21 protein-coding genes are annotated in these 21,009 nt (G+C 70.6%); 15 read left to right on the top strand and 6 right to left on the bottom strand.

The window, feature by feature from the left end:
• Positions 1–6 precede the first annotated feature (6 nt).
• From ACIP94_RS08540 to ACIP94_RS08585, 10 genes are all read left to right on the top strand, one after another.
• Positions 7–954, top strand: coding sequence for a type II secretion system F family protein (locus tag ACIP94_RS08540; protein WP_402421394.1), 948 nt, complete (start codon positions 7–9; stop codon positions 952–954).
• A 12-nt stretch (positions 955–966) separates the two neighbouring features.
• The gene (locus ACIP94_RS08545) at positions 967–1,866 is read left to right on the top strand and encodes a DUF5936 domain-containing protein (protein ID WP_402421397.1); all 900 of its coding nucleotides are present in this window, start codon (positions 967–969) and stop codon (positions 1,864–1,866) included.
• On the top strand, positions 1,863–3,167 hold the full coding sequence (locus ACIP94_RS08550) for a sensor histidine kinase (protein WP_402421399.1): 1,305 nt from the start codon (positions 1,863–1,865) through the stop codon (positions 3,165–3,167). The genes ACIP94_RS08545 and ACIP94_RS08550 overlap by 4 nt, the downstream gene beginning before the upstream one ends.
• The gene (locus tag ACIP94_RS08555; protein WP_402421402.1) at positions 3,160–3,891 is read left to right on the top strand and encodes a response regulator; all 732 of its coding nucleotides are present in this window, start codon (positions 3,160–3,162) and stop codon (positions 3,889–3,891) included. The genes ACIP94_RS08550 and ACIP94_RS08555 overlap by 8 nt, the downstream gene beginning before the upstream one ends.
• Positions 3,892–4,211: 320 nt before the next feature.
• Positions 4,212–4,817: a pilus assembly protein TadG-related protein gene (locus ACIP94_RS08560; RefSeq protein WP_402421761.1), complete on the top strand. Its 606-nt coding sequence runs from the start codon at positions 4,212–4,214 to the stop codon at positions 4,815–4,817.
• 15 nt (positions 4,818–4,832) lie between these two features.
• Positions 4,833–5,432: a hypothetical protein gene (locus ACIP94_RS08565; RefSeq protein ID WP_402421405.1), complete on the top strand. Its 600-nt coding sequence runs from the start codon at positions 4,833–4,835 to the stop codon at positions 5,430–5,432.
• Between the two features lie 6 nt (positions 5,433–5,438).
• The gene (locus tag ACIP94_RS08570; protein WP_402421407.1) at positions 5,439–6,083 is read left to right on the top strand and encodes an OmpA family protein; all 645 of its coding nucleotides are present in this window, start codon (positions 5,439–5,441) and stop codon (positions 6,081–6,083) included.
• 102 nt (positions 6,084–6,185) lie between these two features.
• The gene (locus tag ACIP94_RS08575; RefSeq protein ID WP_402421410.1) at positions 6,186–6,761 is read left to right on the top strand and encodes a dihydrofolate reductase family protein; all 576 of its coding nucleotides are present in this window, start codon (positions 6,186–6,188) and stop codon (positions 6,759–6,761) included.
• Between the two features lie 83 nt (positions 6,762–6,844).
• Positions 6,845–7,717, top strand: coding sequence for an LLM class flavin-dependent oxidoreductase (locus ACIP94_RS08580; RefSeq protein WP_402421413.1), 873 nt, complete (start codon positions 6,845–6,847; stop codon positions 7,715–7,717).
• 156 nt (positions 7,718–7,873) lie between these two features.
• Positions 7,874–8,656: a class I SAM-dependent methyltransferase gene (locus tag ACIP94_RS08585; RefSeq protein WP_402421416.1), complete on the top strand. Its 783-nt coding sequence runs from the start codon at positions 7,874–7,876 to the stop codon at positions 8,654–8,656.
• A 166-nt stretch (positions 8,657–8,822) separates the two neighbouring features.
• On the opposite strand, the gene ACIP94_RS08590 is transcribed toward ACIP94_RS08585, so the two are convergent.
• Positions 8,823–9,155, bottom strand: coding sequence for a DUF192 domain-containing protein (locus ACIP94_RS08590; protein WP_402421419.1), 333 nt, complete (start codon positions 9,153–9,155; stop codon positions 8,823–8,825).
• Positions 9,156–9,864: 709 nt separating this feature from the next.
• On the opposite strand from ACIP94_RS08590, the gene ACIP94_RS08595 reads away from it, so the two are divergent.
• The 4 genes from ACIP94_RS08595 to ACIP94_RS08610 all read left to right on the top strand — a co-directional run bounded on the left by ACIP94_RS08595 (position 9,865) and on the right by ACIP94_RS08610 (position 14,897).
• Positions 9,865–10,638 (top strand): isoprenyl transferase, encoded by a 774-nt coding sequence (locus ACIP94_RS08595; RefSeq protein WP_402421422.1) that lies wholly within the window; start codon positions 9,865–9,867, stop codon positions 10,636–10,638.
• A 334-nt stretch (positions 10,639–10,972) separates the two neighbouring features.
• A complete protein-coding gene (locus ACIP94_RS08600; protein WP_402421425.1) occupies positions 10,973–12,298 on the top strand; it encodes a PhoH family protein in 1,326 nt (441 codons plus the stop codon).
• 396 nt (positions 12,299–12,694) lie between these two features.
• On the top strand, positions 12,695–13,411 hold the full coding sequence (locus ACIP94_RS08605; protein WP_402421428.1) for a transglycosylase SLT domain-containing protein: 717 nt from the start codon (positions 12,695–12,697) through the stop codon (positions 13,409–13,411).
• Positions 13,412–13,583: 172 nt separating this feature from the next.
• Entirely contained in the window at positions 13,584–14,897 is a 1,314-nt protein-coding gene (locus ACIP94_RS08610) for an AI-2E family transporter (protein ID WP_402421430.1), read from the top strand.
• 95 nt (positions 14,898–14,992) lie between these two features.
• Here ACIP94_RS08610 and ACIP94_RS08615 read toward each other — a convergent pair whose 3' ends face one another.
• Together ACIP94_RS08615 and ACIP94_RS08620 are read right to left on the bottom strand one after the other, a co-directional pair.
• Positions 14,993–15,526, bottom strand: a complete 534-nt coding sequence (locus ACIP94_RS08615) for an alkyl hydroperoxide reductase (RefSeq protein WP_402421433.1) — start codon at positions 15,524–15,526, stop codon at positions 14,993–14,995.
• 3 nt (positions 15,527–15,529) lie between these two features.
• Complete coding sequence (locus ACIP94_RS08620) at positions 15,530–16,084, bottom strand: peroxiredoxin (protein WP_402421435.1); 555 nt, start codon at positions 16,082–16,084, stop codon at positions 15,530–15,532.
• 140 nt (positions 16,085–16,224) lie between these two features.
• On the opposite strand from ACIP94_RS08620, the gene ACIP94_RS08625 reads away from it, so the two are divergent.
• A complete protein-coding gene (locus tag ACIP94_RS08625; RefSeq protein WP_402421438.1) occupies positions 16,225–17,199 on the top strand; it encodes a LysR substrate-binding domain-containing protein in 975 nt (324 codons plus the stop codon).
• 182 nt (positions 17,200–17,381) lie between these two features.
• Here ACIP94_RS08625 and ACIP94_RS08630 read toward each other — a convergent pair whose 3' ends face one another.
• Genes ACIP94_RS08630 through ACIP94_RS08640 form a run of 3 tightly spaced genes read right to left on the bottom strand, consistent with a single transcriptional unit; the run spans position 17,382 to position 20,916 of the window.
• Positions 17,382–19,709 (bottom strand): ABC transporter permease, encoded by a 2,328-nt coding sequence (locus tag ACIP94_RS08630; RefSeq protein ID WP_402421441.1) that lies wholly within the window; start codon positions 19,707–19,709, stop codon positions 17,382–17,384.
• Positions 19,706–20,395 (bottom strand): ABC transporter ATP-binding protein, encoded by a 690-nt coding sequence (locus ACIP94_RS08635; protein ID WP_402421443.1) that lies wholly within the window; start codon positions 20,393–20,395, stop codon positions 19,706–19,708. The genes ACIP94_RS08630 and ACIP94_RS08635 overlap by 4 nt, the downstream gene beginning before the upstream one ends.
• On the bottom strand, positions 20,392–20,916 hold the full coding sequence (locus tag ACIP94_RS08640; protein WP_402421447.1) for a PadR family transcriptional regulator: 525 nt from the start codon (positions 20,914–20,916) through the stop codon (positions 20,392–20,394). Before ACIP94_RS08640 ends, ACIP94_RS08635 begins: the two co-directional genes overlap by 4 nt.
• Positions 20,917–21,009 lie beyond the last annotated feature (93 nt).

Genomic DNA, 21,009 nt, shown 5'->3' on the forward strand with positions numbered 1-21,009 from the left:
CGCGCCATGAACGACCCCGCCCTCCTCGCCCTCGGCGCCACCGTCCTCACCGGCACCTGCGCCGTCGCGGGCGTCCACCTGTACGCCTCCGGCCGGGCCCAGCGGCAGGCACTCGTCGACCGGCTCTCCGGCAGCCCGGCGGGCCTCCCACGCACGGCGTCCGGCCGGGTCCGGCGCTTCACCGCCGTCGACCGGCGGCTGCGCCGCACACGCCTCGGCCGCACCCTCCAGCTGCGTCTGTCGGCGACGGGGCTCGATCTGACGGCGGGGGAGTTCTTCACCTACGTCGCCGCCGTCGTCGTCGCGCTGTGGCTCATCGCGGCGTCGTCGCTGGCCCCCTTCTTCGGCCCCATCGCCGCGCTGGTGGGCGTGTGGAGCGCGGCCGTCTTCCTCAACTGGCAGCGGCAGAAACGCATCGAGGCCTTCATCAACCAGCTTCCGGACGTGGCCCGGCTGCTGGCCAACGCCACTGCCGCAGGCCTCGCCCTGCGCACCGCCCTCGCCATGGCCGCGGAGGAGCTTGAGGCCCCGGCGGGCGAGGAACTGGCCCGGGTCGCCGACCAGTTGATGCTCGGCCGCTCGATCGACGACACCCTCGGCGAACTCGCCGAACGGCTGCCCTCCCGCGAACTGATCGTCCTGGTGACCACGCTGGTCCTGGCCAACAAGGCGGGCGGCTCGGTGGTCAACTCGCTGCGCAACCTCACCCAGACCCTGGAGGACCGCAAGGAGACCCGGCGCGAGGTCCGCACCATGCTCTCCGAGGTCAACGCGACGGCCTTCACGGTGCCGCTGCTGGGCCTCGGCTCCCTCATCCTGGTCAACTCCTCCAACGAGGGTGCCCTCGCCCGTGTCACCGGCTCGCCGCTGGGCCAGGGCCTGGTCCTGCTCGCGCTCGGCCTCTACACGGTCGGCTTCTTCGTCATCCGCCGCCTCGGCAAGATCGAAGTGTGAGGGAGGACCGCGATGAGCGCGCTGCTGCCCCTGCTGCTGGCCCTGCTGACGGCCGTCTCCGTCACGGGGATCCTCCTCGGCATCCGGATGATCCGCGCGGACGCCAAGCTGCCGAGCGACCTGGCGCTCGCGCTGGAGGTGGGCGCCACCCGTGTCTCCGCGGCGGGCTCGGCGGTCGACCGTCTCGGCATGCGCTTCGCCCCGCTCGTGCTGCGCCTCATGGGGCCGCGCCGGGTCGACGCCAAACGCCGGCGGATCGACATGGCGGGCAACCCCGGGGGCCTCACCCTCCAGCGGTACGCCGCACGCCGTGCGGTCTACGGCGTCTTCGGCCTGGTCGTGGGCCTGATGTTCCTCACCAACGGGCAACTGCTCTTCGCGGCCCTCACCTTCGCCTTCGGCCTGCTCGCCGCGGACGCCCTGATCTGGCAGGCGATCCGCGAGCGCAAGGACGTCATCGACCGTACGCTGCCGGACTTCCTGGACGTCCTCGCGGTCGTCGTCTCGGCCGGCCTCGGCTTCCGCCAGGCGCTGGACCGGGTCGCGGAGAAGTACGAGGGGCCCTGGGCGGACGAACTGCGCATCACCCTGCGGCAGATGGACATGGGTGTCAGCCGCCGTCAGGCCTTCGACGAACTGCGCCGACGCAACTCCTCCGAGCAGGTCTCCCAGTTCGTCTCGGCCCTGCAACAGGGGGAGGAACTGGGCTCCCCGATCGCGGAGACACTGATCCAGCTGGCCACCGACATGCGCCGCACGGACGCCCAGAACGCCCGGCGTCGCGCGGCCAGGACAGTCCCCAAGGCCACGCTGGTCACCCTGGTCTTCATGCTCCCGGCGACGATGATCCTCATCGCCACGGGCATGTTCCTGGGGTCGGGGGCGAACTTCGGATCGATTCTGGGCCGATGATGAGCAGCCGGACCGGTCGCCCCACCCCCGGGTATCTGGAGGACGACGCCCCGCCGCCCGCCAGCGTCCGCCTCCAGCTGAGCGCGCTCCAGGCGCTGTGCCGCCAGACCGTGGCCGTACGCCTCGCCCTGGTGGTGATCGGCACCCCGTTCGCCCTCGCCAACGCCTCTTCCGGCGCTCTGCGTCACGCCGTACTCGCCGCCGCCGTCCTCGGCACCATGACGTCGTACGCCCTGCTGCGCGACTGGGACCGCGTCGGCCCACGCCTGCTCGCCCACCCGACGCTCATGGCGCTGGACCTGCTCTTCGTCGCCACGCTCCTTTCGACCGCGTCCCCCGTCTCCCCCCTCGCCTACGCCACGGTCTGCACGCCCCTGCTGTCCGGACTGCTCTACGGCTGGCGCGGCGCCGGCGTGCTCACGGGTCTGCAACTGGCCGTCGTGCTCGGGGTGTTCCGCGCCTGGGAGCACCACCCGGGCGCCGGTGTCAGCACCCTTCTCATCGCCGGGTTCTGTGTGGCCGCAGGGATCATCGGGGTGACCCTGCGCAATCTGATGTTCCGCTTCGGCGCCGCCGGCGAGGCACTGTCCGAAGCGAACGCCCGGCTCGCGGCGGCCGAGGCGGTCGAGTCCGAACGGGCCCGGCTGGCCCGGGAGATGCACGACTCGGTGGCGAAGACCCTGCATGGTCTCGCACTGGCCGCGGAGGCGCTCGCCGCCTCGGCCGAGCACCGCGACCCCGCCACGCTCAAGCGCCAGGCGGCCCAGGTGGCCGCCGCGGCACGGCGGGCCGCGGCGGAGTCCCGCGATCTGCTGTCGGACCTGCGGCGCCGTACCGACTTCACGGCGGGACGGCTGGACCTCGTGGCCGAAGTGAGCGCGCGCGCCCGGGGGTTCGCCGCCCGCGGCGGCGCGGAGACCGAACTGAGGCTGCCGGACACACCGCTCCTGCTCCCGTACGCGGCCGCACACGACGTCCTGTCCATCGTCTCCGAGGCGCTGGAGAACACCCACCGCCACGCCCGCGCCACCCGCGTGCGCGTCGAACTCGAGGCCACCGGGTGCGAGGCGTTCACCCTGCGGGTCGGCGACGACGGAGTCGGCCTGCCCCCGACCGCCGTGCCCGAGGACCTGGCGAGAACCGGTCACTTCGGTCTGCTGGGCATGGCGGAGCGCGCCACGTCCCTGCACGGCCGCCTCCACCTCGGCCGCTCACCACTGGGCGGCGCCGAGATCCAGCTGCACGTCCCCGTCCCCGCCGCCGCTCCCCACAGCCCCCAAGAGGAGGCCGCACATGCCTGACCAGGCACTTCCCGGCCCGCCGCTGCGCGTCCTCGTGGCCGACGACAACCCGGTCGTACGGGCGGGCCTGACCGCCCTGCTGTCCGTCCATCCCGATATCGAGGTCGTGGCGGAGGCGGCGGACGGCGGGCAGGCGCTCGTGTGTGCCGCACGGCACCGCCCGGACGTCGTCCTCCTGGACCTCCGCATGCCCGGCACGGACGGCCTGACCGCCCTGCCCCGGCTGGCCCGCACGGCCCCGGTGATGATGCTGACGTACAGCAGGGAGCCCGAGGTCGTGGCGGAGGCGCTGCGCCGCGGGGCCTGCGGCTATCTGGTGCACGGCGAGTTCACGGCGGCCGAACTCGTCGCCGCGGTACGGAAGCTGAGGGAGGGCCGGGGCCCTGCCCCGTCTTTGTTCGGTGTTTCCTACGAACAAGACCAAACTCCTTCGCACCTGCAACCAGTTGTGGCACATTCGTCCAAGGCTCTCACCGCCCGTACGGGGGGCCCGCGGCGCCGTGCCGCGGGATGGCTGGACTTCGGCCTGAGCTCCAGGGAGGTGGAGATCATGGATCTGATCGCGGCCGGTATGAACAACCGGCAGATCGCCGCCGCCTGCTTCATCAGCGAGAAGACGGTCAAGAACCACATCAATCGCATCTTCGCGAAGCTGCACAGTTCCTCGCGCAGCGAGGCGATCGCCCACTGGCTGGGGACGGCCGGCGAGGGGTGGGACCGATGAACCGCCGCCGGCGCGGAAGTTGGGCCCCTGGGCCCACTCGGAGTAAGGGGTCTTTCACGTACGGTGCGTGGGTTGGTCGTAGCCGCATCGAGCGGGAGGTCAGGGGCCGTGGTGACGAGGACGAGGCACAGGATCGGCACGTGGCGGAGGACCGTGGTGTCCCGGATGCGGGGGGCCGGGCGGGATGCGGGGGCCGGGTTCGTGGAGTATGCCGGACTGATGATCATCATTGCCGGGATCTTCACGATGATCGACGGTCTCGGACTCGACGGCGCGATCTCGGGCGCCATCATGCGCGCAGTGACCAACGTCATCGGCGGCTGACCCCTCCACGCCCACGCGCAGACCGCGGACAGACGCTTCCCCTCTACATCTGGCTGACGGGGATCCTGCTGTTCGCCGCGATCGCCTTCTTCGTATTCGCCCAAGCAGCGTCCGCCCGCAATGGAGCTCAGTCCGCGGCGGACGCTGCTGCGTTGGCGGCGGCGCAGGACTCCCGCGACGAGCTGATGACCGGTCTCGAGGGAGCCATCGGCCGGGACGACGACTGGCTGAAGTGGCTTCAGGGCCAAGGTCTCCAGGGAGCTGGCGCGAGCGCTGCCGCCGACCGACTGGCCGCCGACAACGACTCGACCGTAGTGGCCACTGTTCCCACCACCGTGAACGGCTTCCCCGGATACCGGGTGACGATTCAGACGCGCTACACGGTGGGGAAGTCCATCATTCCGGGCACGGAGACGCGACACGCGAGTGCCGAGGCCGTCGCGGTGATTCAGCCGCGCTGCACCCTCCCGTCGGCCCCCGATCCGAAGAAGCCCGTACACCTCGACTGCGACGGCCAGTCCGTCGACATCGACCCCCGACATTTCCAATCGGACGACCTTCCTGACGCGTCCGTGCTGTTCTCCGTGCATCTGGCCGAGTGAAAGGAAGCCGTACCGATGGACTTTCCGCGCACCAAGAAGGGCCGCAGGGCGCTGAGTGCGGTCGCGGTCGCGACCGGGCTGGTCCTCACCGTGGCCGGTTGTGGCGGGAGCAGTGACGGTCAGTCGGACAAGGGAGCCGCGGCCTCGCCGGCTCCCGCCAGGAGCAGCGGCGGCACCGGTCAGAAGCAGTCCCAGGCGCCCCAGACGCAGACGGACGCGGCGCTCGCCGAGGTCAAGGGAGAGAACGGGCTGACGCTGACGGTGACTTCCGCCAAGCGTGACAACGGGGGCTTCGTGACCGTCGAAGGGACGGTCACGAACAATACGGGCACACTGTGGGTCGCGGCCGACTGGCGCGGCGACGAGCGGGAGTTGGCCAGCAACGGTGGGTCCATCGCAGGGGCCAGTCTGATCGACCAGAAGGGCAAGAAGAAGTACCTGATCCTCCGGGACACCTCCGGACGCTGCCTCTGCACGCAGTTCACCGGTGGAGTCAAGGCCGGGGCGAGCGCGCAATGGTTCGCCCAGTTCCCCGCCCCACCCGAAGGCACCGACACCGTCGACTTCCAGGTCGGTGCCATGCCCCCCGCCTCCGTCGAACTCTCCCAGGGGTGAGCCGCCATGCCCCGCCCCCTGCGTGCCGTCACCGCGCTCTCCCTGCTCACCGTGCTCGGTCTCGCCGGTGGGCCCCCGGCCGCGGCCGATGGCGATCCCAGCGCGCCGCCCGGTACCGTCACCACCTCGCCGCCCCCCTCCGTCGACCCCACCAGCCCGGGGCTGAAGCTCGCCGACGGGGCCACCCTCGCACCGGCCAAGGTGCTGGACATCAAGTCCGTCGTGGAGGACCTCGGCGGTGAGGAACGACGCGAGGACACCAATGAGAACGTCACCTTCGCACTCCAGGCGGAGGTGCTGTTCCCGAAGGACAGCGACAAGCTCAACCCGGAGGCCCGCTCCCGCATCGACGCCATCGCGGACGAGATCAGGAAGCAGAACGCCACGAACGTCCGCGTCTTCGGCTTCACCGACAACCTGGGCTCGTACGCGCACGGCCTGGTCCTCTCCAAGAAGCGCGCCGAGGCGGTCCACGACCAGCTCGCCGCGCGCCTCGGCGGAACCGTCACCTTCGAGGTGCGCGGCTACAGCGAGGACTACCCGATCGCCGACAACTCCACGGAGGAGGGACGCCGCAAGAACCGCCGGGTGGAGGTGTCGTTCCCCAGGGGGGAGTCGTCCGGGGGCTCGAACGGCGCGGCCGGAGGCTGAGCCCCGGGTGCGAATCACCCGGAGCCGCCTCCCCGCCCGCGCGCCGCCGCTGCGCGATGCTCGTGCCGTCCGGATGGACGGCGTCGTAACCGGGAGCTGCCAATGAGAAAGATCGTCCTGATGATGTCCATGTCCCTGGACGGCTTCATCGAGGGCCCGAACCGAGAGATCGACTGGCATCTGGTCGACGACGAACTCCACCAGCACTTCAACGACGTGCTCAAGGAGATGGGCGCGTTCCTGAACGGGCGTGTCACCTACGAGCTCATGGCCGGGTTCTGGCCCACCGCGGACGCCGATCCGCACCGCTCGGGTCCCATGGTCGAGTACGCGCGGATCTGGCGGAACATGCCGAAGGTCGTGTTCTCCCGGACCCTCCAGCACGCCGACTGGCACACCACCATCGTCCGGGACGTCGTCGTCGAGGACATCCTCGCGCTCAAGGAGCAGGGCGGCGGTGACCTCGCGCTCGGCGGCGCCGCCCTGGCCGCCGAGTTCCTGCGGCACGACCTCGTGGACGAGTTCCGGGTCTACGTCCATCCGATCCTGGTCGGCCGCGGGCAGCGACTCTTCGCCGAGAGCGACGCCCTGACCGCCCTGCGCCTCATGGACTCCCGCCGGTTCGGCAACGGTGTCGTCCTCCTGCACTACGAGCGCCCCGGGCCGGACGAGCGCTAGGAGTGTCCGACAGCGGATACAGAGGTGTCCGACGGCGGACAAAGGTGTTGTGCGCTCCGAACCCGCTCGCATAGGAAGGCCATATGACTGGACTCGGTGCTGTGTTCCGGCCCCAACTGCCCCCCGAGCGGCTGCGCTCGGTGGCGCGGCTGGCGGACGAGTCGGGCCTGGAGGAGCTGTGGCTGTGGGAGGACTGCTTCCTGGAGGGCGGGGTCTCGGCCGCGTCCGCCGCGCTCGCCTGGACCGAGCGGCTGCGCGTGGGGGTCGGGCTGCTGCCCGTGCCGCTGCGGAACGTCGCGGTCACCGCGATGGAGGCCGCCACGCTGGAGCGGATGTTCCCGGGCCGGGCGATCCTGGGCGTCGGGCATGGCGTCCAGAGCTGGATGGGGCAGGTCGGTGCCCGTGCCGAGTCGCCCGTCACCCTCCTGCGTGAGTACCTCGACGCGCTGCGGGCCCTGCTCCGCGGTGAGCGCGTCACGACGGAGGGGCGGTATGTGCACCTGGACGGTGTCGCGCTGGACTGGCCGCCCGCGGAACCGGTGCGCGTCCTCGCCGGGGTCACCGGACCGCGCTCCCTGCGGCTGTCCGGCGAGGCGGCGGACGGGACCATCCTGACCGCGTCCACCTCCCCGGAGGGCGTACGCCGGGCCCGGGCCCTCATCGACGAGGGGCGGGCGTCGGCCGGCCGTACCGCCCCCCACCACGTCGTGGTCTATCTGCTCACCGCCACCGGTCCCGGCGCGGCGGCCCGCCTCCGGGCCGAGCTGGACGCGGAGGGTCTGGGCTCCGTGCCGGAGCTCGCTGTCGCCGGGGACGCGGGAGCCGTCGCGAAGGCGGTCCGGCGGCTGGCGGAGGCGGGGGCCGACACCGTGATCCTCCAGCCCACGGCCGACGAGCCGGACCCCGAGGGCTTCGTACGGTTCGCGGCCGGGGAAGTCCGCCCGCTGGTGCCGTAGTCCGTCCGCCGGCTCGTGCCGTAGTCCGTCCGCTGGTGCCGTAGTCCGTCCGCCCGTCCTGGCCGTTGCTCCGGTCGCCGTTATTTGGGTCGCCGTCGTTCCGGTCGCCGTTATTTCGGTCGCGTCCCGTGTGCGGTCGCTGGGACCATGGCCGACATGAGCGACGACCGTACGTTCGAAGACCTCGTCCGCGAAGCCGCCGAGGCCTCCGTCGACGGCTGGGACTTCTCATGGTTCGAGGGGCGGGCGACGGAGGAGCGGCCCCCGTGGGGGTACGCGCGTTCGATGGCGGAGCGGCTTGCGGGCGCCTCCGCCGCGCTCGACATCCAGACCGGGGGAGGGGAGGTCCTGGCCTCCGCCCCGGTGCTCGCGCCGCTCACCGTCGCCACCGAGGGCTGGCCGCCGAACGTCGCCCGGGCCACCGCCCTGCTCCATCCGCGCGGTGCCGTGGTCGTCGCCTCGCCCGAGGACGCGCCGCTGCCGTTCGCGGACGCCGCCTTCGACCTCGTCACCAGCCGGCACCCGGTGCGGACACACTGGAGCGAGATCGCCCGAGTCCTGTGTCCCGGCGGCACGTACTTCTCCCAGCAGGTCGGCTCGGCGAGCGCGTTCGAACTCGTCGAGTACTTCCTCGGGGCGCAGCCGGAGGAGGTCCGTGGCGCCCGGGATCCCCGGCGCGCGGGGGCCGAGGCCGAAGCGGCCGGTCTCGAGGTCGTCGGCCTCCAGGAGGCCCGGCTGCGCATGGAGTTCCGGGACATCGGCGCGGTCGTCCACTTCCTGCGCAAGGTGATCTGGATGGTGCCCGGCTTCACCGTGGAGGCCCACGAGCCCCGGCTGCGGTCCCTGCACGAGCGGATCCGCGATCGGGGGCCGTTCGTCGCCCACAGCACCCGCTTCCTCATCGAGGCCCGCAAACCCGGGACGCCGCGGTCCCTGTGAGGGGGTGGGCGCCGGGGTTGCCACATCGTTATCGGGGGCGGCTCGCGCCATCCTCAGGGCTCACGTTAAGTTCAGACCAAGGTAATTCGCGTGAGCAAAGCTGCGCGGGCGGCACCGCGCAGTGGAGGGGGCTGCGCGGTGCCCTGCCACCGATGCCGACGTGCCGTCAGGCGTCCTCCAGGAAGACCCGGTTTCCGCGTCGTAGGCCCCAGCGCTCCATCGCCCCGGCCTCCGCCTCGAGAACATGGCGCACCCATGGGCGGGGCAGGCCGATCCGCCCCGGTGGCATCGTGCGCACCGCCACCACCCGCAGGTTCCGGTCCAGATAGGCGACGTCGATCGCGAACCGCATCCCCAGGGTGTGCACCGCGCTCGCCGGACTGAGCAGCAGCGCCCCTTCGATCCCGTCCCGCCCGAGCAGCCCGCGCCGCCGGTCGTGCGCCGACCGGGCGACCTCCAGTGGCACCGGTGCGGCTGTTCCCGTGGTGAACGTGGCCATGGCAGCGACGGTAGCGGCGGCGTCAAGCGCCCGTTCCCGGCGAGGGTCACCCACCCGGAGTACGTCGCGCGGTGGCGTCGACCGCTCCCTCATGGCCCGAAAATCCCTTGGATCCCATGGGGTTCGGCCGGATTTCCTTTGAATCCCGTGTGATCCGGCCATGGTGCGGTTTGGAATGAACACCTCCGGAGCCAGCGCCGCGTCGCCGGACGACTTCGGAGCGTAGTTGTTTCGCGGCAATGCACGCGCCGGCCCTTACGAAGGGTTATGGTGGAGACCCCCCCTCGGGCCGGTCCGTCTCCCCCCCACGGACCGGCCCGTTTTTCTTGCCGCCCCCACCGGCCCGGAACCGGAAGGGGCGCCCCGCACGTCCCATCAGGAGACCGAGCGGACGTCCAACGCGCCCCCTCCCCGGAACCGAGCCGAAACCGCCCCGGAGCCGACCCGGAAACCGCCCCGGAACCGAGCCGGAAACCGCCCCGGAGCCGACCCGGAAACCTCCCCGACCGGGCCTGCGCGTCGCACCCGGTGGCCCGGAAAACGTGACCTCAGGGCCGCCGTTCACCGGTGCGACCCCGGGACGGGCCGCCCACACCCCTTGGGCGGGGCCCCGGTTGTCCGGGGGTAGGCTTCGCCTCCGGGGACCGCCATCCGACGGGGAGCGCACCGTCCGCACCTGTCTGATCCGCACGGAGGGGCTGACAATCACGTGAACCTGCGCGACAAGCTGCGCGGCCTGCTGGTCAGGTTGTACGCACGCCGGGTGGAAGGCCACCTGGACCACGCTCAGGTGCCCAAGCACATCGGCGTCATCATGGACGGCAACCGGCGCTGGGCGAAGGCGGCGGGCTCGACCACCGCGCAGGGCCACCAGGCCGGCGCGGACAAGATCGAGGAGTTCCTCGGCTGGTGCGCCGAGACGGAAGTCGAGGTCGTCACCCTCTGGCTGATGTCCACGGACAACCTGAACCGGCCGAAGGAGGAGCTGGTCCCGCTCCTCGGGATCATCGCGGACACCGTGCGCTCGCTCGCCGCCGACGGCCGCTGGCGGGTGCACCACGTCGGCGCGCTCGACATGCTGCCCGGGCATGTGCGGACCGCGCTGAAGGAGGCCGAGGAGACCACCGCGCACGTCGACGGGATACTCGTCAACGTCGCCGTCGGCTACGGCGGCCGTCAGGAGATCGCCGACGCCGTCCGCTCGATGCTCCTCGACGCCCAGGACAAGGGCGCCTCGCTGGAGGACGTCGCCGAGTCCGTGGACGTCGACCTGATCGGCCGCCACCTCTACACAAGCGACCAGCCCGACCCCGACCTCGTCATCCGGACGAGCGGCGAGCAGCGGTTGTCCGGTTTCATGCTGTGGCAGACGGCCCATTCGGAGTACTACTTCTGCGAGGTCTTCTGGCCGGCCTTCCGCAAGGTCGACTTTCTGCGCGCGTTGCGTGACTACGCTGCGCGACACCGCCGCTACGGCGGCTGACACCCGCTCCTCGCGGCCCGGCACCACTCTCCTGGGTGCGGGCCGGACGAGGGACGTTACGAGGAGTTCACCGGGGCGCTGCCGTATGCCCTGGCATGGCAGCGCGTGTTCGAGGGCATAAGCCAAACAGGTCGACACCCGAACCACGGGTGTCGTATCTCAGCGGACGGCTCGGGGCCGTTCGCCCGGGAGGCCCTTTGCACCAGCCCGACCGTGCGGTCTCGGCACGGAAGAAGCAGCGGAGGGCCGGTTCTCGGCCCGTGCATCGCGGCCGTCGACCGGTCCAGATTCACTCCGTCGCTCCCCGACCTCATCCGAGGGGGTACGTCCTTCCGTGGTGACCAGCACAAAGCGCCACAAGCCAGACCGGCGCACCTATGTTCTCGACACCAGCGTCCTGCTGGCCGACCCGAACGCCATGACCCGCTTCGAGGAGCACGAGGTCGTGCTCCCGATCGTGGTGGTCACGGAGCTGGAGGCCAAGCGGCACCATCCCGAACTCGGCTATTTCGCCCGGCAGGCCCTGCGTCTGCTCGACGACTACCGGGTGCGGTACGGCCGTCTCGACGCCCCCCTTCCGATCGGGGACCTCGGCGGAACCCTCCGGGTCGAGCTCAACCACTCGGACCCCAGCGTGCTGCCCACCGGCTACCGCCTGGGGGACAACGACTCCCGCATTCTCGCGGTCGCCCGCAATCTTCAGGCGGAGGGGTTCGACGTCACCGTCGTGTCGAAGGACCTTCCGCTGAGGATCAAGGCGTCCTCGGTCGGGCTCCTCGCCGAGGAGTACCGCGCGGAGCTGGCCATCACGGATTCCTCCGGCTGGACCGGAATGTCCGAACTGACCCTGTCCGCCGAGCGGGTGGACATCCTCTTCGAAGAGGGGCACGTGCATGTCCCCGAGGCCGCCGACCTCCCCGTGCACACCGGCCTGACGATCCAGTCGGAGCGGGGCAAGGCGCTGGGGCGCATCACGCCGGAGGGCACCGTCCGACTCGTCCGCGGGGACCGGGAGGCGTTCGGCATCAAGGGCCGCAGCGCCGAGCAGCGGATCGCCCTCGACCTGCTGCTCGATCCGGACGTGGGCATCGTGTCGATGGGTGGCCGGGCCGGCACCGGCAAGTCCGCGCTGGCGCTGTGCGCGGGCCTGGAGGCGGTGCTGGAGCGCCGGCAGCATCAGAAGGTGATGGTCTTCCGGCCGCTGTACGCGGTCGGCGGGCAGGAGCTGGGCTATCTTCCGGGCACCGAGGCCGAGAAGATGAGCCCCTGGGCGCAGGCGGTCTTCGACACGCTGTCCGCGGTCACCACCCGCGAGGTCATCGAAGAGGTCACCGCACGCGGGATGCTGGAGGTCCTTCCGCTCACCCACATCCGCGGCCGTTCGCTGCACGACGCCTTTGTGATCGTGGACGAGGCCCAGTCGCTCGAGCGGAACGTTTTGCTGACCGTTCTCTCCCGCATCGGAGCCAATTCACGCGTTGTTCTCACGCATGACGTGGCCCAGCGGGACAACCTGCGGGTGGGCCGGTACGACGGAGTCGTCGCTGTCGTGGAGAAGTTGAAGGGGCATCCGCTCTTCGCGCATGTCACCCTCACGCGGTCCGAGAGGTCCCAGATCGCGGCCCTTGTGACCGAAATGCTCGAAGAGGGGCAGATCTGAAGCCCCCGTCCAACGTGAGGTAGTTACTCACCAGTTGGCGCCGTCCGGCAAAGGTCTAGAGCCTAGCCGGGCGGCGCTTTGGTGTGCGGGTATTTCCGCGAATCCCTTGGGCCAAACGAGGTGTGAGCTTTCACACTCAACGCAGAATTGCCACCCGGCGTCCGGTTACGGCAGAGTCTCACTCCTGTCAGGCCCCGCATACGACACACCTGTACCCCCAGCGGTACGGCACAACTGAAGCACCAGAACTCCATAGAGCCGTCGTATGCCGCCCGAGCACTACGCGGCGCTTCCCTCGGGGAAGTTGCCCACCGGGCCCGTGCCTCCCGTGACCCCGCAGTTGGGAGGCCAGCGTCAGGGGCACGATTGCGTCCGCCAGGGTCACCGAAGCGGGCGATGCTGGAAGGAAACCGTGTGAGCCGGATTTCGGTCCGGGGATTCGCAGTGGCCTCGGCCACGGCGGTCACCGCTGTAGGCGCCGTCACCGGTGTTGCCTCGGGCAGCACTGGGCAGCCCTCGAGCGACGCCGAGGCTACGGCTAGCGAGACCACGCTCCTCGCGGACATACCCGCGGGTCAGCAGGCCCAGGTCCAGACCGCGTCGCTGACGCAGCAGGCCGACGCTCAGGCCATCGCCGCGGACGCGAGCGCCAAGAAGGACGCCGAGGAGGCGGCCCGCAAGCAGGCGGCCGCGGACGCGGTCGCCAAGCAGAAGGCCGCCCAGAAGGCCGAAGAGGACGCCAAGGCCCGCAAGGCGGCCGAGGAGAAGGCCAGCCGCGACGCGACCCGTGACGCGTCGAGCTTCCCCGTCCAGGGCTCCTACACGGTCGCGCAGATCCAGGCGATGGCGCGCTCGATGGTCGGAGCCGGCCAGTTCCAGTGCTTCAGCAACATCGTGGACCACGAGTCGAGCTGGAACTATCGCGCGGTCAACGCCTCTTCCGGTGCCTACGGCCTCTTCCAGGCCCTGCCCGGCTCCAAGATGTCGTCCGTCGGCGCCGACTGGCAGACCAACCCGGCCACGCAGATCAAGTGGGGCCTCAACTACATGAACAGCCGGTACGGCAGCCCGTGTCAGGCGTGGTCGTTCTGGCAGGCCAACAGCTGGTACTGAGTCGCGGCTCCGCCCCGCCCAGCCGCTCAACCTCGCGTAGCCCCTCACCGTCTATCGGTGAGGGGCTACGGCCGTTCACGGCCGCCGGCGCCTGCCATGTACGGTCGGATGCGACGACTTCCAGGGGGGAGTGGTGGGCCACACCCGGGGACACGGGGGAAGAGGACGGATCATGTCGCAAGTGCCAGGCTGGCTGGCCCGGATCGGCGCCGGGATCACTCAGGTGGGTGAGCGGCTGGACGAGCGCCGCGCCGAGGTGGAGAAGGAGCACACGGGGCCCGAGCGGCCCCCGGTGGTGGACCACGTACAGCCGACGGCGTACGCGCCCCCCGCGCCGCAGCCGCGCCCACACCCCGCGGAGGCGGTTCCCTGGGGCGTACGGGTCGCCGCCGAGGCGGGCTGGCGGCTGCTCGTCCTCGCGGGCACCCTCTGGGTGCTGATGCGGGTCATCAGTGCCGTCCAGCTCGTGGTGTTCGCCTTCGTGTGCGCGCTGCTCATCACGGCGCTGTTGCAGCCGACCGTGGCGCGGCTGCGGCGCCACGGAGTGCCGCGTGGGCCGGCGACCGCGATGACCGCCGTCCTCGGCTTCGTCGTCATGGGGCTGATCGGGTGGTTTGTCACCTGGCAGGTCATGGAGAACATCGACTTGCTCTCCAACCAGATCCAGGACGGCATCGACGAGCTGCGCAAGTGGCTGCTCCACAGCCCCTTCCACGTCACCGACAAGCAGATCAACGAGATCGCGAAGAATCTGCGGGAGGCGATCGGCGCCAACACCGACCAGATCACCTCGGCGGGTCTCGAGGGCGTGACGGTCATCGTGGAGGCGCTCACCGGCATCCTCCTGACGGTGTTCTCCACCCTCTTCCTGCTCTACGACGGCCGGCGCATCTGGGAGTGGACGCTGAAGCTGGTCCCGGCCGCGGCGCGGCCGGGCGTAGCGGGCGCCGGCCCGCGGGCGTGGCGCACCCTGACCGCCTATGTCCGGGGCACGGTGATCGTGGCCCTCATCGACGCGATCTTCATCGGCCTCGGGATCTACTTCCTGAACGTCCCCATGGCTGTGCCGCTCGCCGTCTTCATCTTTCTGTTCTCCTTCATCCCCCTGGTGGGAGCGGTGGCCTCGGGCGCGCTGGCGGTGGTCGTGGCGCTCGTGACCCAGGGTGTCTTCACCGCGATCATGACGTTGGTCGTGGTGCTCGCCGTCCAGCAGATCGAGGGCCACATCCTCCAGCCGTTCATCCTGGGCCGGGCGGTGCGGGTCCATCCGCTGGCGGTGGTGCTGTCGGTGACGGCCGGCGGGATCGTCGCCGGGATCGGCGGAGCCGTGGTCGCGGTGCCGCTGGTGGCGGTGACGAACACCGTGGTGGGCTATCTGCGGTCGTACGCCAACCCCGTGCCCCACCAGGCGTCGCAGCCGGGCCCCGCCACCGCGCCCGCCGAGACCCCAAAGAGGCCGCCGATGGACGAGGCGCCGTCCGCCTAGCGGCACGGGCTGCGGTCGTCCGTCCCCGCTCGGCACAGACGAAGGGGCCCGCTCCCAGCGGTGGCTGGGAGCGGGCCCCTTCGGCGGTACGGCCGTTACTCGGCCAGGACCGCCTCCGCGTCCAGGGTGACGCCGACGGCCTGGATCACCGCAGCGATCTTGAAGGCCTCCTGGATGACCTCACGCTCCAGGCCCGCCTTGCGCAGGACCTGCTCGTGGGAGTCCAGGCACATCCCGCAGCCGTTGATCGCGGACACGGCGAACGACCACAGCTCGAAGTCGACCTTGTCGACCCCGGGGTTGCCGATCACGTTCATCCGCAGACCCGCGCGCAGGGTGCCGTACTCGTGGTCCGAGAGCAGGTGGCGCGTGCGGTAGAAGACGTTGTTCATCGCCATGACGGCGGCGGCGGCCTTGGCCGCGGTGTACGCCTCGGGCGTGAGGTTCGCCTTCGCCTCGGGCTCCAGCTCGCGCAGCACGATCGGCGAGCGCGAGGCGATCGCCGTCGCCAGCACCGTGCCCCACAGCTGCTGGGCCGGCAGGTCGGAGTTGCCGATGACCGAGCCCAGGTTGAGCTTCAGGTCCTTGGCGTAGTCCGGAACGGCGGACTTCAGGGAGTCGAGGGACATGGGTCACTCACCGGCCAGGAGCTTGACCGGGTCGAGGGTGTCGTCGCCCTTGCTCCAGTTGCAGGGGCACAGCTCGTCGGTCTGGAGGGCGTCCAGGACCCGCAGGACCTCCTTCGGGTTACGGCCGACGGAACCCGCGGTCACCATGGTGAACTGGATCTCGTTGTTCTGGTCCACGATGAAGACGGCACGCTGCGCGAAGCCGTCCTCGCCCTCGATGCCCAGGGCGCGCATCAGCTCGTGCTTCGAGTCGGCCATCATCGGGAACGGCAGCTCGAGCAGGTCCGGGTGGTCCTTGCGCCAGGCGTGGTGCACGAACTCCGAGTCACCGGAGAAGCCGAGGATCTGGGCGTCACGGTCGGCGAACTCGTCGTTCAGCTTGCCGAAGGCGGCGATCTCGGTCGGGCACACGAAGGTGAAGTCCTTGGGCCATGCGAAGACGATCTTCCACTTGCCCTCGTAGGTCTTGTGGTTGATCTGCTCGAACTCCTTGCCCTTCTCCAGCGAGACGCAGGCGGTCAGATCGAACTCGGGGAACTTGTCACCGACGGTGAGCACACGATCTCCTTGAAGCACAGAAACACCTCGGAGGCAAGGCGTTTCTCATGGGTTGGACGCTCACGATCCTGACACAGGGTGGATTGATTAGGGAAATAGCTACACTCGGTCGTGTTGATCGGTGAGGACTATCAGTGACCATGAGTAAGGGGTATGCCATGGCCGGGGTCAAGGCCCATGGGCGGCGCCAGCCCAGTCTCGCCCAGTTGCGGGCCTTTGCGGCCGTCGCCGAGCATCTGCACTTCCGGGACGCCGCCGCCGCGATCGGCATGAGCCAGCCCGCGCTGTCGGGCGCCGTCTCCGCGCTGGAGGAGGTGCTCGGCGTCACCCTGCTGGAGCGCACCACCCGCAAAGTGCTCCTCTCGCCCGCCGGCGAGCGCCTCGCCGTACGGGCCAGGGCGGTGCTGAACGAGGTCGGTGCCCTCATGGAGGAGGCCGAGGCCGTCCGGGCCCCCTTCACCGGGGCGCTGCGGCTCGGGGTGATCCCGACCGTCGCGCCGTACCTGCTGCCCACCGTCCTCAATCTGGTCCACGACCGCTATCCGCACCTCGATCTCCAGGTCCACGAGGAGCAGACCGGCAGCCTGCTCGACGGACTCACCACCGGCCGCCTCGACCTGCTGCTCCTCGCCGTGCCCCTCGGGGTGCCCGGCGTCACCGAACTCCCGCTGTTCGACGAGGACTTCGTGCTCGTCACCCCGCTCGACCACTGGCTCGGGGGACGGGAGGGGATACCGCGGGAGGCGTTGCGCGAACTGAATCTGCTGCTCCTGGACGAGGGCCACTGCCTGCGGGACCAGGCTCTTGACATCTGCCGGGAGGCCGGCCGCGAGGACGCGCCCGTGACCACGACCGCCGCCGGGCTGTCCACCCTCGTCCAGCTCGTGGCGGGCGGCCTCGGGGTGACCCTGCTGCCGCACACCGCCCTCAAGGTGGAGACCACCCGCAACAGCCAGCTCCTCACCGGCTACTTCGCCGACCCGGCCCCGACCCGGCGCGTCGCCTTCGCGATGCGCGCGGGCGCCGCCCGGGGCGCCGAGTACGAGGAACTGGCACAGGCGCTGCGGGGTGCCCTGCGGCCGCTGCCGGTACGGGTGCTCGGGGCCGACGCCTGAGCACCACCGGGCAACCCGGGATTCCGGAGGGACAAGGGCGACGGTGCTGTCCGGATTTCCGGACAGCACCGGGGAGTCGTCCATCTGCTCGCGGTCCCGTCGTCCCCGTCGCGAGCCCCGGTGCCCGGACCCGGGACGCTGCTGACGCGTTCCGGGTCCGGGGGCACCGGGGCGGCCGGCACTCACTCGGTGCGCAGCCCGTCCGGCCGCATCAGCCGCAGCAGCGGCGGCAGGCTGAGCACGGTCACCAGCAGCACCACCCCCGCGCCGAGGCCGGTCATCGTCAGCACGCTCGCCCAGTCCACGGTCACGGACGCGGCGCTCATCTTCAGCAGGATCGCGCCCAGTGTCAGTCCGACCGCCGACGCCAGCAGCAGGCCGAGCGCGATCGGGATCGCCGTCTGCCACAGCACCGACAGGCTCAGCGTGCGGCGCCGGGTGCCGAAGGCGACCAGCGACGACAGCAGCTTCCTGCGCTCGCGCAACTGCTCCAGCTGGGAGACCAGCAGGCTCGCGCCGATCAGCGCCAGCACACAGGTGGCGCCGACGAACAGCCCCGTGCGGATGGAGGTGAAGCGCCCGGACTCCTCGGTGGCCGCCCACGTCTGGGGGCTGGCGAACGGAGTCACCCGTGCCGCCGTGTTGCGGACGTACTCACGCGCGTCGGCCACCGAGGGGTCGAGGGTGACGAACACATCCCCCCGGAAGGCAAGTGCCGTCTTCGCGGGCAGCGCGCCCCGGGTGATCAGAAAACCGCCGGTCTCCACTCCGGACGGGCTCTTGCGCGCATCCGCCTGCTTCAGCCCGTGGGGCACCGTCCAGGGGATCTCCGCGTTCCTCTCTCCGCTGTAGCCCGGGTCGATGTACAGAGTCCTGCCGGGTTCAGCCAGCTTCGGGGTGTCGGTGTCGCTCTCGGCGCCCGACACCACGAACACGTCACCGTCCCGGCACGAGGGCAGCCGCGCCATCTCGCGCAGGGACGCGCAGTCGCCCATGGTCATCTCGGCGGACGCCTGCGGCTCCGTGCGCCGGTCCCCGGCGTACGACTCGGCGACGGCCGTGACCCGGCGCACTCCCTTGGTGGTCCGCAGCTCCCTGGCGACGGCGTCCACCGGACCCGCCTTGGGCAGGGCCACCTGCATCTGGGCCCGTGTCACATCGTGTTGCGACTCCTTGGTGTAGTCGCTCGCGACACCGGAGAACAGCATCTGAAGGGCGATGGCCCCGGCGACCGCCACCGCGATCCCGTTGACCATCCGGGCCGCCGAGCCGCTGCTCAGCTGAAGCCTGCGCACCGCCAGTTGCCAGGCAACTCCGCCCGAGCCGAGCCGGGCCACGACCGCCTCCACCACCCACGGCAGCAGCGCCGTGACACCGACGAGGAGCAGCAGCACCCCGCCGACGACCAGATACTCGTTGAAGTTCCCGTGATAGCGGCCCTTGCCGACCATCGGGTAGAGCATCGCGAGTCCGCCGAGTGGCAGCAGCAGCCGCCACCACAGCCGGCGCCGTGCGGGCCTCGCCGCGCGCACCACGCCGAGCGGCTCGATGACCACCCCGCGCAGCGCGAACAGGGTGACCAGCACCGCGGCCGTCGGCACGGCGACCACCACCAGGAGGGCCAGCGAGGGGGAGGGGTTGAGATAGCTCGGGAAGACGCTGATGCCGAAGACCTCGGCGGACCCCGCGGCCTGCCGTCCGAACAGGAAGAAGACGGTGCCGAAGACCAGGCCGAGCAGAGCTCCCGCGAGCGCCTCACCGGCGGCGATCCGGCGGGTCATCCCGCTGTCCGAGCCGACGAGGCGCAGTGCCGCGAGCCGGCGGTCGCGCCGCTCGCCGCCGAACCGCACGGCCGCCGCGATGAAGACGCCGACGGGCATGAGCAGCACCACGAAGACGACGAGCATCAGCAGGATCAGGACGGGGTCCGACTTCTCGGGGGTGATGCCGGGATCCCCGAACCGGTCGATCCGCGCCACGCCCGGCGGGGCGATCTGCGACGCGAGCCCCTTGCCGCCCGCGTAGTAGGCGAGTTCGTGTGAGCCGACAAGTCCCTGCTCCGCGATGATGCCGACGATCCGGTACGGCAGCCGGTCCCGCAGGATCCGCCCCTCGCCGGAGGCGAGCAGCGCCTTCAGCGACGGGGAGACCACCATCTCGCCGGGCTGCGGGAAGCGGTCCAGTCCGGGCGGCAGCGGTGCCCGGGCACCCTCGGGCTCCATCACCCGTCCGCGGATGTCCTTGGAGTGGAACGTGGTGTCGATGTCCGCGATCACCAGGGTGTTGTCGGCCCTGGGTATCGTATGGCCGTAGGTGTGGTCGGCACGCGCGTTGTCCCGGTCGTGCCGCGCCGCGATGGCACCGGGCAGGGCGGTGGTCAGCAGCAGCAGCGACACACCGAGGCCGACGCCGACGGCGGTGAGCAGCAGCCGGACCCACCCCTCGCGCCCGCCCGTGAACGCGAACCTGGCCCCCATGACCAGATCCCTGGCCGGCTGGCGCAGCCTCATACGATGCGCTCCATGTCCCGGGACTTGCCGTCGCGTACGACGATCTCGCGGTCGGAGTACGCGGCGACCCGCGCCTCGTGCGTGACCAGCACGACGGCCGCGTTGGTGGACCGGGCCGCCTCGGTCAGCAGTTCCATCACGCGCTCGCCGTTGAGTGAGTCGAGCGCGCCGGTGGGCTCGTCCGCGAACAGCACGCGCGGGCTGGTGACCAGGGCCCGGGCGACGGCTACGCGCTGTCCCTGACCGCCGGAGATCTCACCGGGCCGTTTCCCGGCGAGGTCGTCGACCTCCAGTCGTGCCATCCAGGACAGGGCGGTCCGCTCGGCCTCCTTGCGGGACGCGCCGTTCAGCCGCAGCGGAAGAGCCACGTTCTCCACGCAGGTCAGCTCGGGCACCAACTGTCCGAACTGGAAGACGAAGCCGAACTCGGAGCGCCGGAGCAGGCTGCGCTGCGCGTCGTTCATGCCGGACATCTCACGGCCGTCGTACGTGATCGAGCCCGAGTCGGGCGGCACGATTCCGGCGAGGCAGTGCAGCAGGGTCGACTTGCCGGACCCGGACGGGCCCATCACGGCGACGACCTCGCCCGGGTGGATGGAGAACTCGGCGCCGTCGAGGGCGACGGTCGGCCCGTAGGCCTTGCGCAGGTCCTCGGCGGCGAGCAGGGAACCGGGAGGAGGAGTCACTTGGTCACCGCCTCGGCGAGCTTGTCGAGGCGTGCCGCGGTCAGTTCGAGCCAGCGCAGATCGGCCTCCAGATGGAACAGCGCGTGGTCGCAGATCAGCTGGTCGGCCAGATCGCCCCTGCGCTTGCGGTCGGTCAGGATCCGCATCATGCGCAGGTGCTCGGCGCGCTGCGTGTCGAGGATGTCGGCCGCGTCGCGGTGCGTGAGCAGGGCGAGGACGACCTTGGTGTAGAGGGTCGACTGGAGATACGGCTCGGGCTTCTCCGGGGTCGCGAGCCACCGCTGTACGTCGGTGATCCCGGCCTCGGTGATCGCGTACCGCTTGCGCTCGGGCCCGCCGCCCGCCTCGATGCCGTCGACTTCGACGAGCCCGTTCTTCAGCAGACGGGACATCGTCGAGTAGACCTGGCCGTAGTGCAGCGGCCGGTCATGACCGAACATGTCGTCGAAGGCCCGCTTGAGGTCGTAACCATGACGGGGCCCGGACTCCAGGAGCCCTAGGAGAGTGTGACCGATGGACATGGCAGCACTGTACACAGCGCGTATACACCTGGCGTATACATAGCGCGTATAGATCTTGGTCTGAAGGGAGTCCGTGCTGGTCGCGGGCGCTTG

The sequence above is a fragment of the Streptomyces sp. NPDC093261 genome (assembly GCF_044753645.1).
Classification (GTDB): Bacteria; Actinomycetota; Actinomycetes; order Streptomycetales; family Streptomycetaceae; genus Streptomyces.

Bases quoted from the DNA above. Each gene is read 5' to 3' on its own strand.
- ACIP94_RS08540 (WP_402421394.1), top strand. From the start codon at position 7: ATGAACGACCCCGCCCTCCTCGCCCTCGGCGCCACCGTCCTCACCGGC.
- ACIP94_RS08585 (WP_402421416.1), top strand. From the start codon at position 7,874: ATGAGCGACGACCGTACGTTCGAAGACCTCGTCCGCGAAGCCGCCGAG.
- ACIP94_RS08575 (WP_402421410.1), top strand. From the start codon at position 6,186: ATGAGAAAGATCGTCCTGATGATGTCCATGTCCCTGGACGGCTTCATC.
- ACIP94_RS08545 (WP_402421397.1), top strand. From the start codon at position 967: ATGAGCGCGCTGCTGCCCCTGCTGCTGGCCCTGCTGACGGCCGTCTCC.
- ACIP94_RS08615 (WP_402421433.1), bottom strand. From the start codon at position 15,526: ATGTCCCTCGACTCCCTGAAGTCCGCCGTTCCGGACTACGCCAAGGAC.
- ACIP94_RS08640 (WP_402421447.1), bottom strand. From the start codon at position 20,916: ATGTCCATCGGTCACACTCTCCTAGGGCTCCTGGAGTCCGGGCCCCGT.
- ACIP94_RS08565 (WP_402421405.1), top strand. From the start codon at position 4,833: ATGGACTTTCCGCGCACCAAGAAGGGCCGCAGGGCGCTGAGTGCGGTC.
- ACIP94_RS08555 (WP_402421402.1), top strand. From the start codon at position 3,160: ATGCCTGACCAGGCACTTCCCGGCCCGCCGCTGCGCGTCCTCGTGGCC.
- ACIP94_RS08570 (WP_402421407.1), top strand. From the start codon at position 5,439: ATGCCCCGCCCCCTGCGTGCCGTCACCGCGCTCTCCCTGCTCACCGTG.
- ACIP94_RS08625 (WP_402421438.1), top strand. From the start codon at position 16,225: ATGAGTAAGGGGTATGCCATGGCCGGGGTCAAGGCCCATGGGCGGCGC.
- ACIP94_RS08590 (WP_402421419.1), bottom strand. From the start codon at position 9,155: ATGGCCACGTTCACCACGGGAACAGCCGCACCGGTGCCACTGGAGGTC.
- ACIP94_RS08610 (WP_402421430.1), top strand. From the start codon at position 13,584: ATGTCGCAAGTGCCAGGCTGGCTGGCCCGGATCGGCGCCGGGATCACT.
- ACIP94_RS08605 (WP_402421428.1), top strand. From the start codon at position 12,695: ATGCTGGAAGGAAACCGTGTGAGCCGGATTTCGGTCCGGGGATTCGCA.
- ACIP94_RS08580 (WP_402421413.1), top strand. From the start codon at position 6,845: ATGACTGGACTCGGTGCTGTGTTCCGGCCCCAACTGCCCCCCGAGCGG.
- ACIP94_RS08630 (WP_402421441.1), bottom strand. From the start codon at position 19,709: ATGAGGCTGCGCCAGCCGGCCAGGGATCTGGTCATGGGGGCCAGGTTC.
- ACIP94_RS08550 (WP_402421399.1), top strand. From the start codon at position 1,863: ATGATGAGCAGCCGGACCGGTCGCCCCACCCCCGGGTATCTGGAGGAC.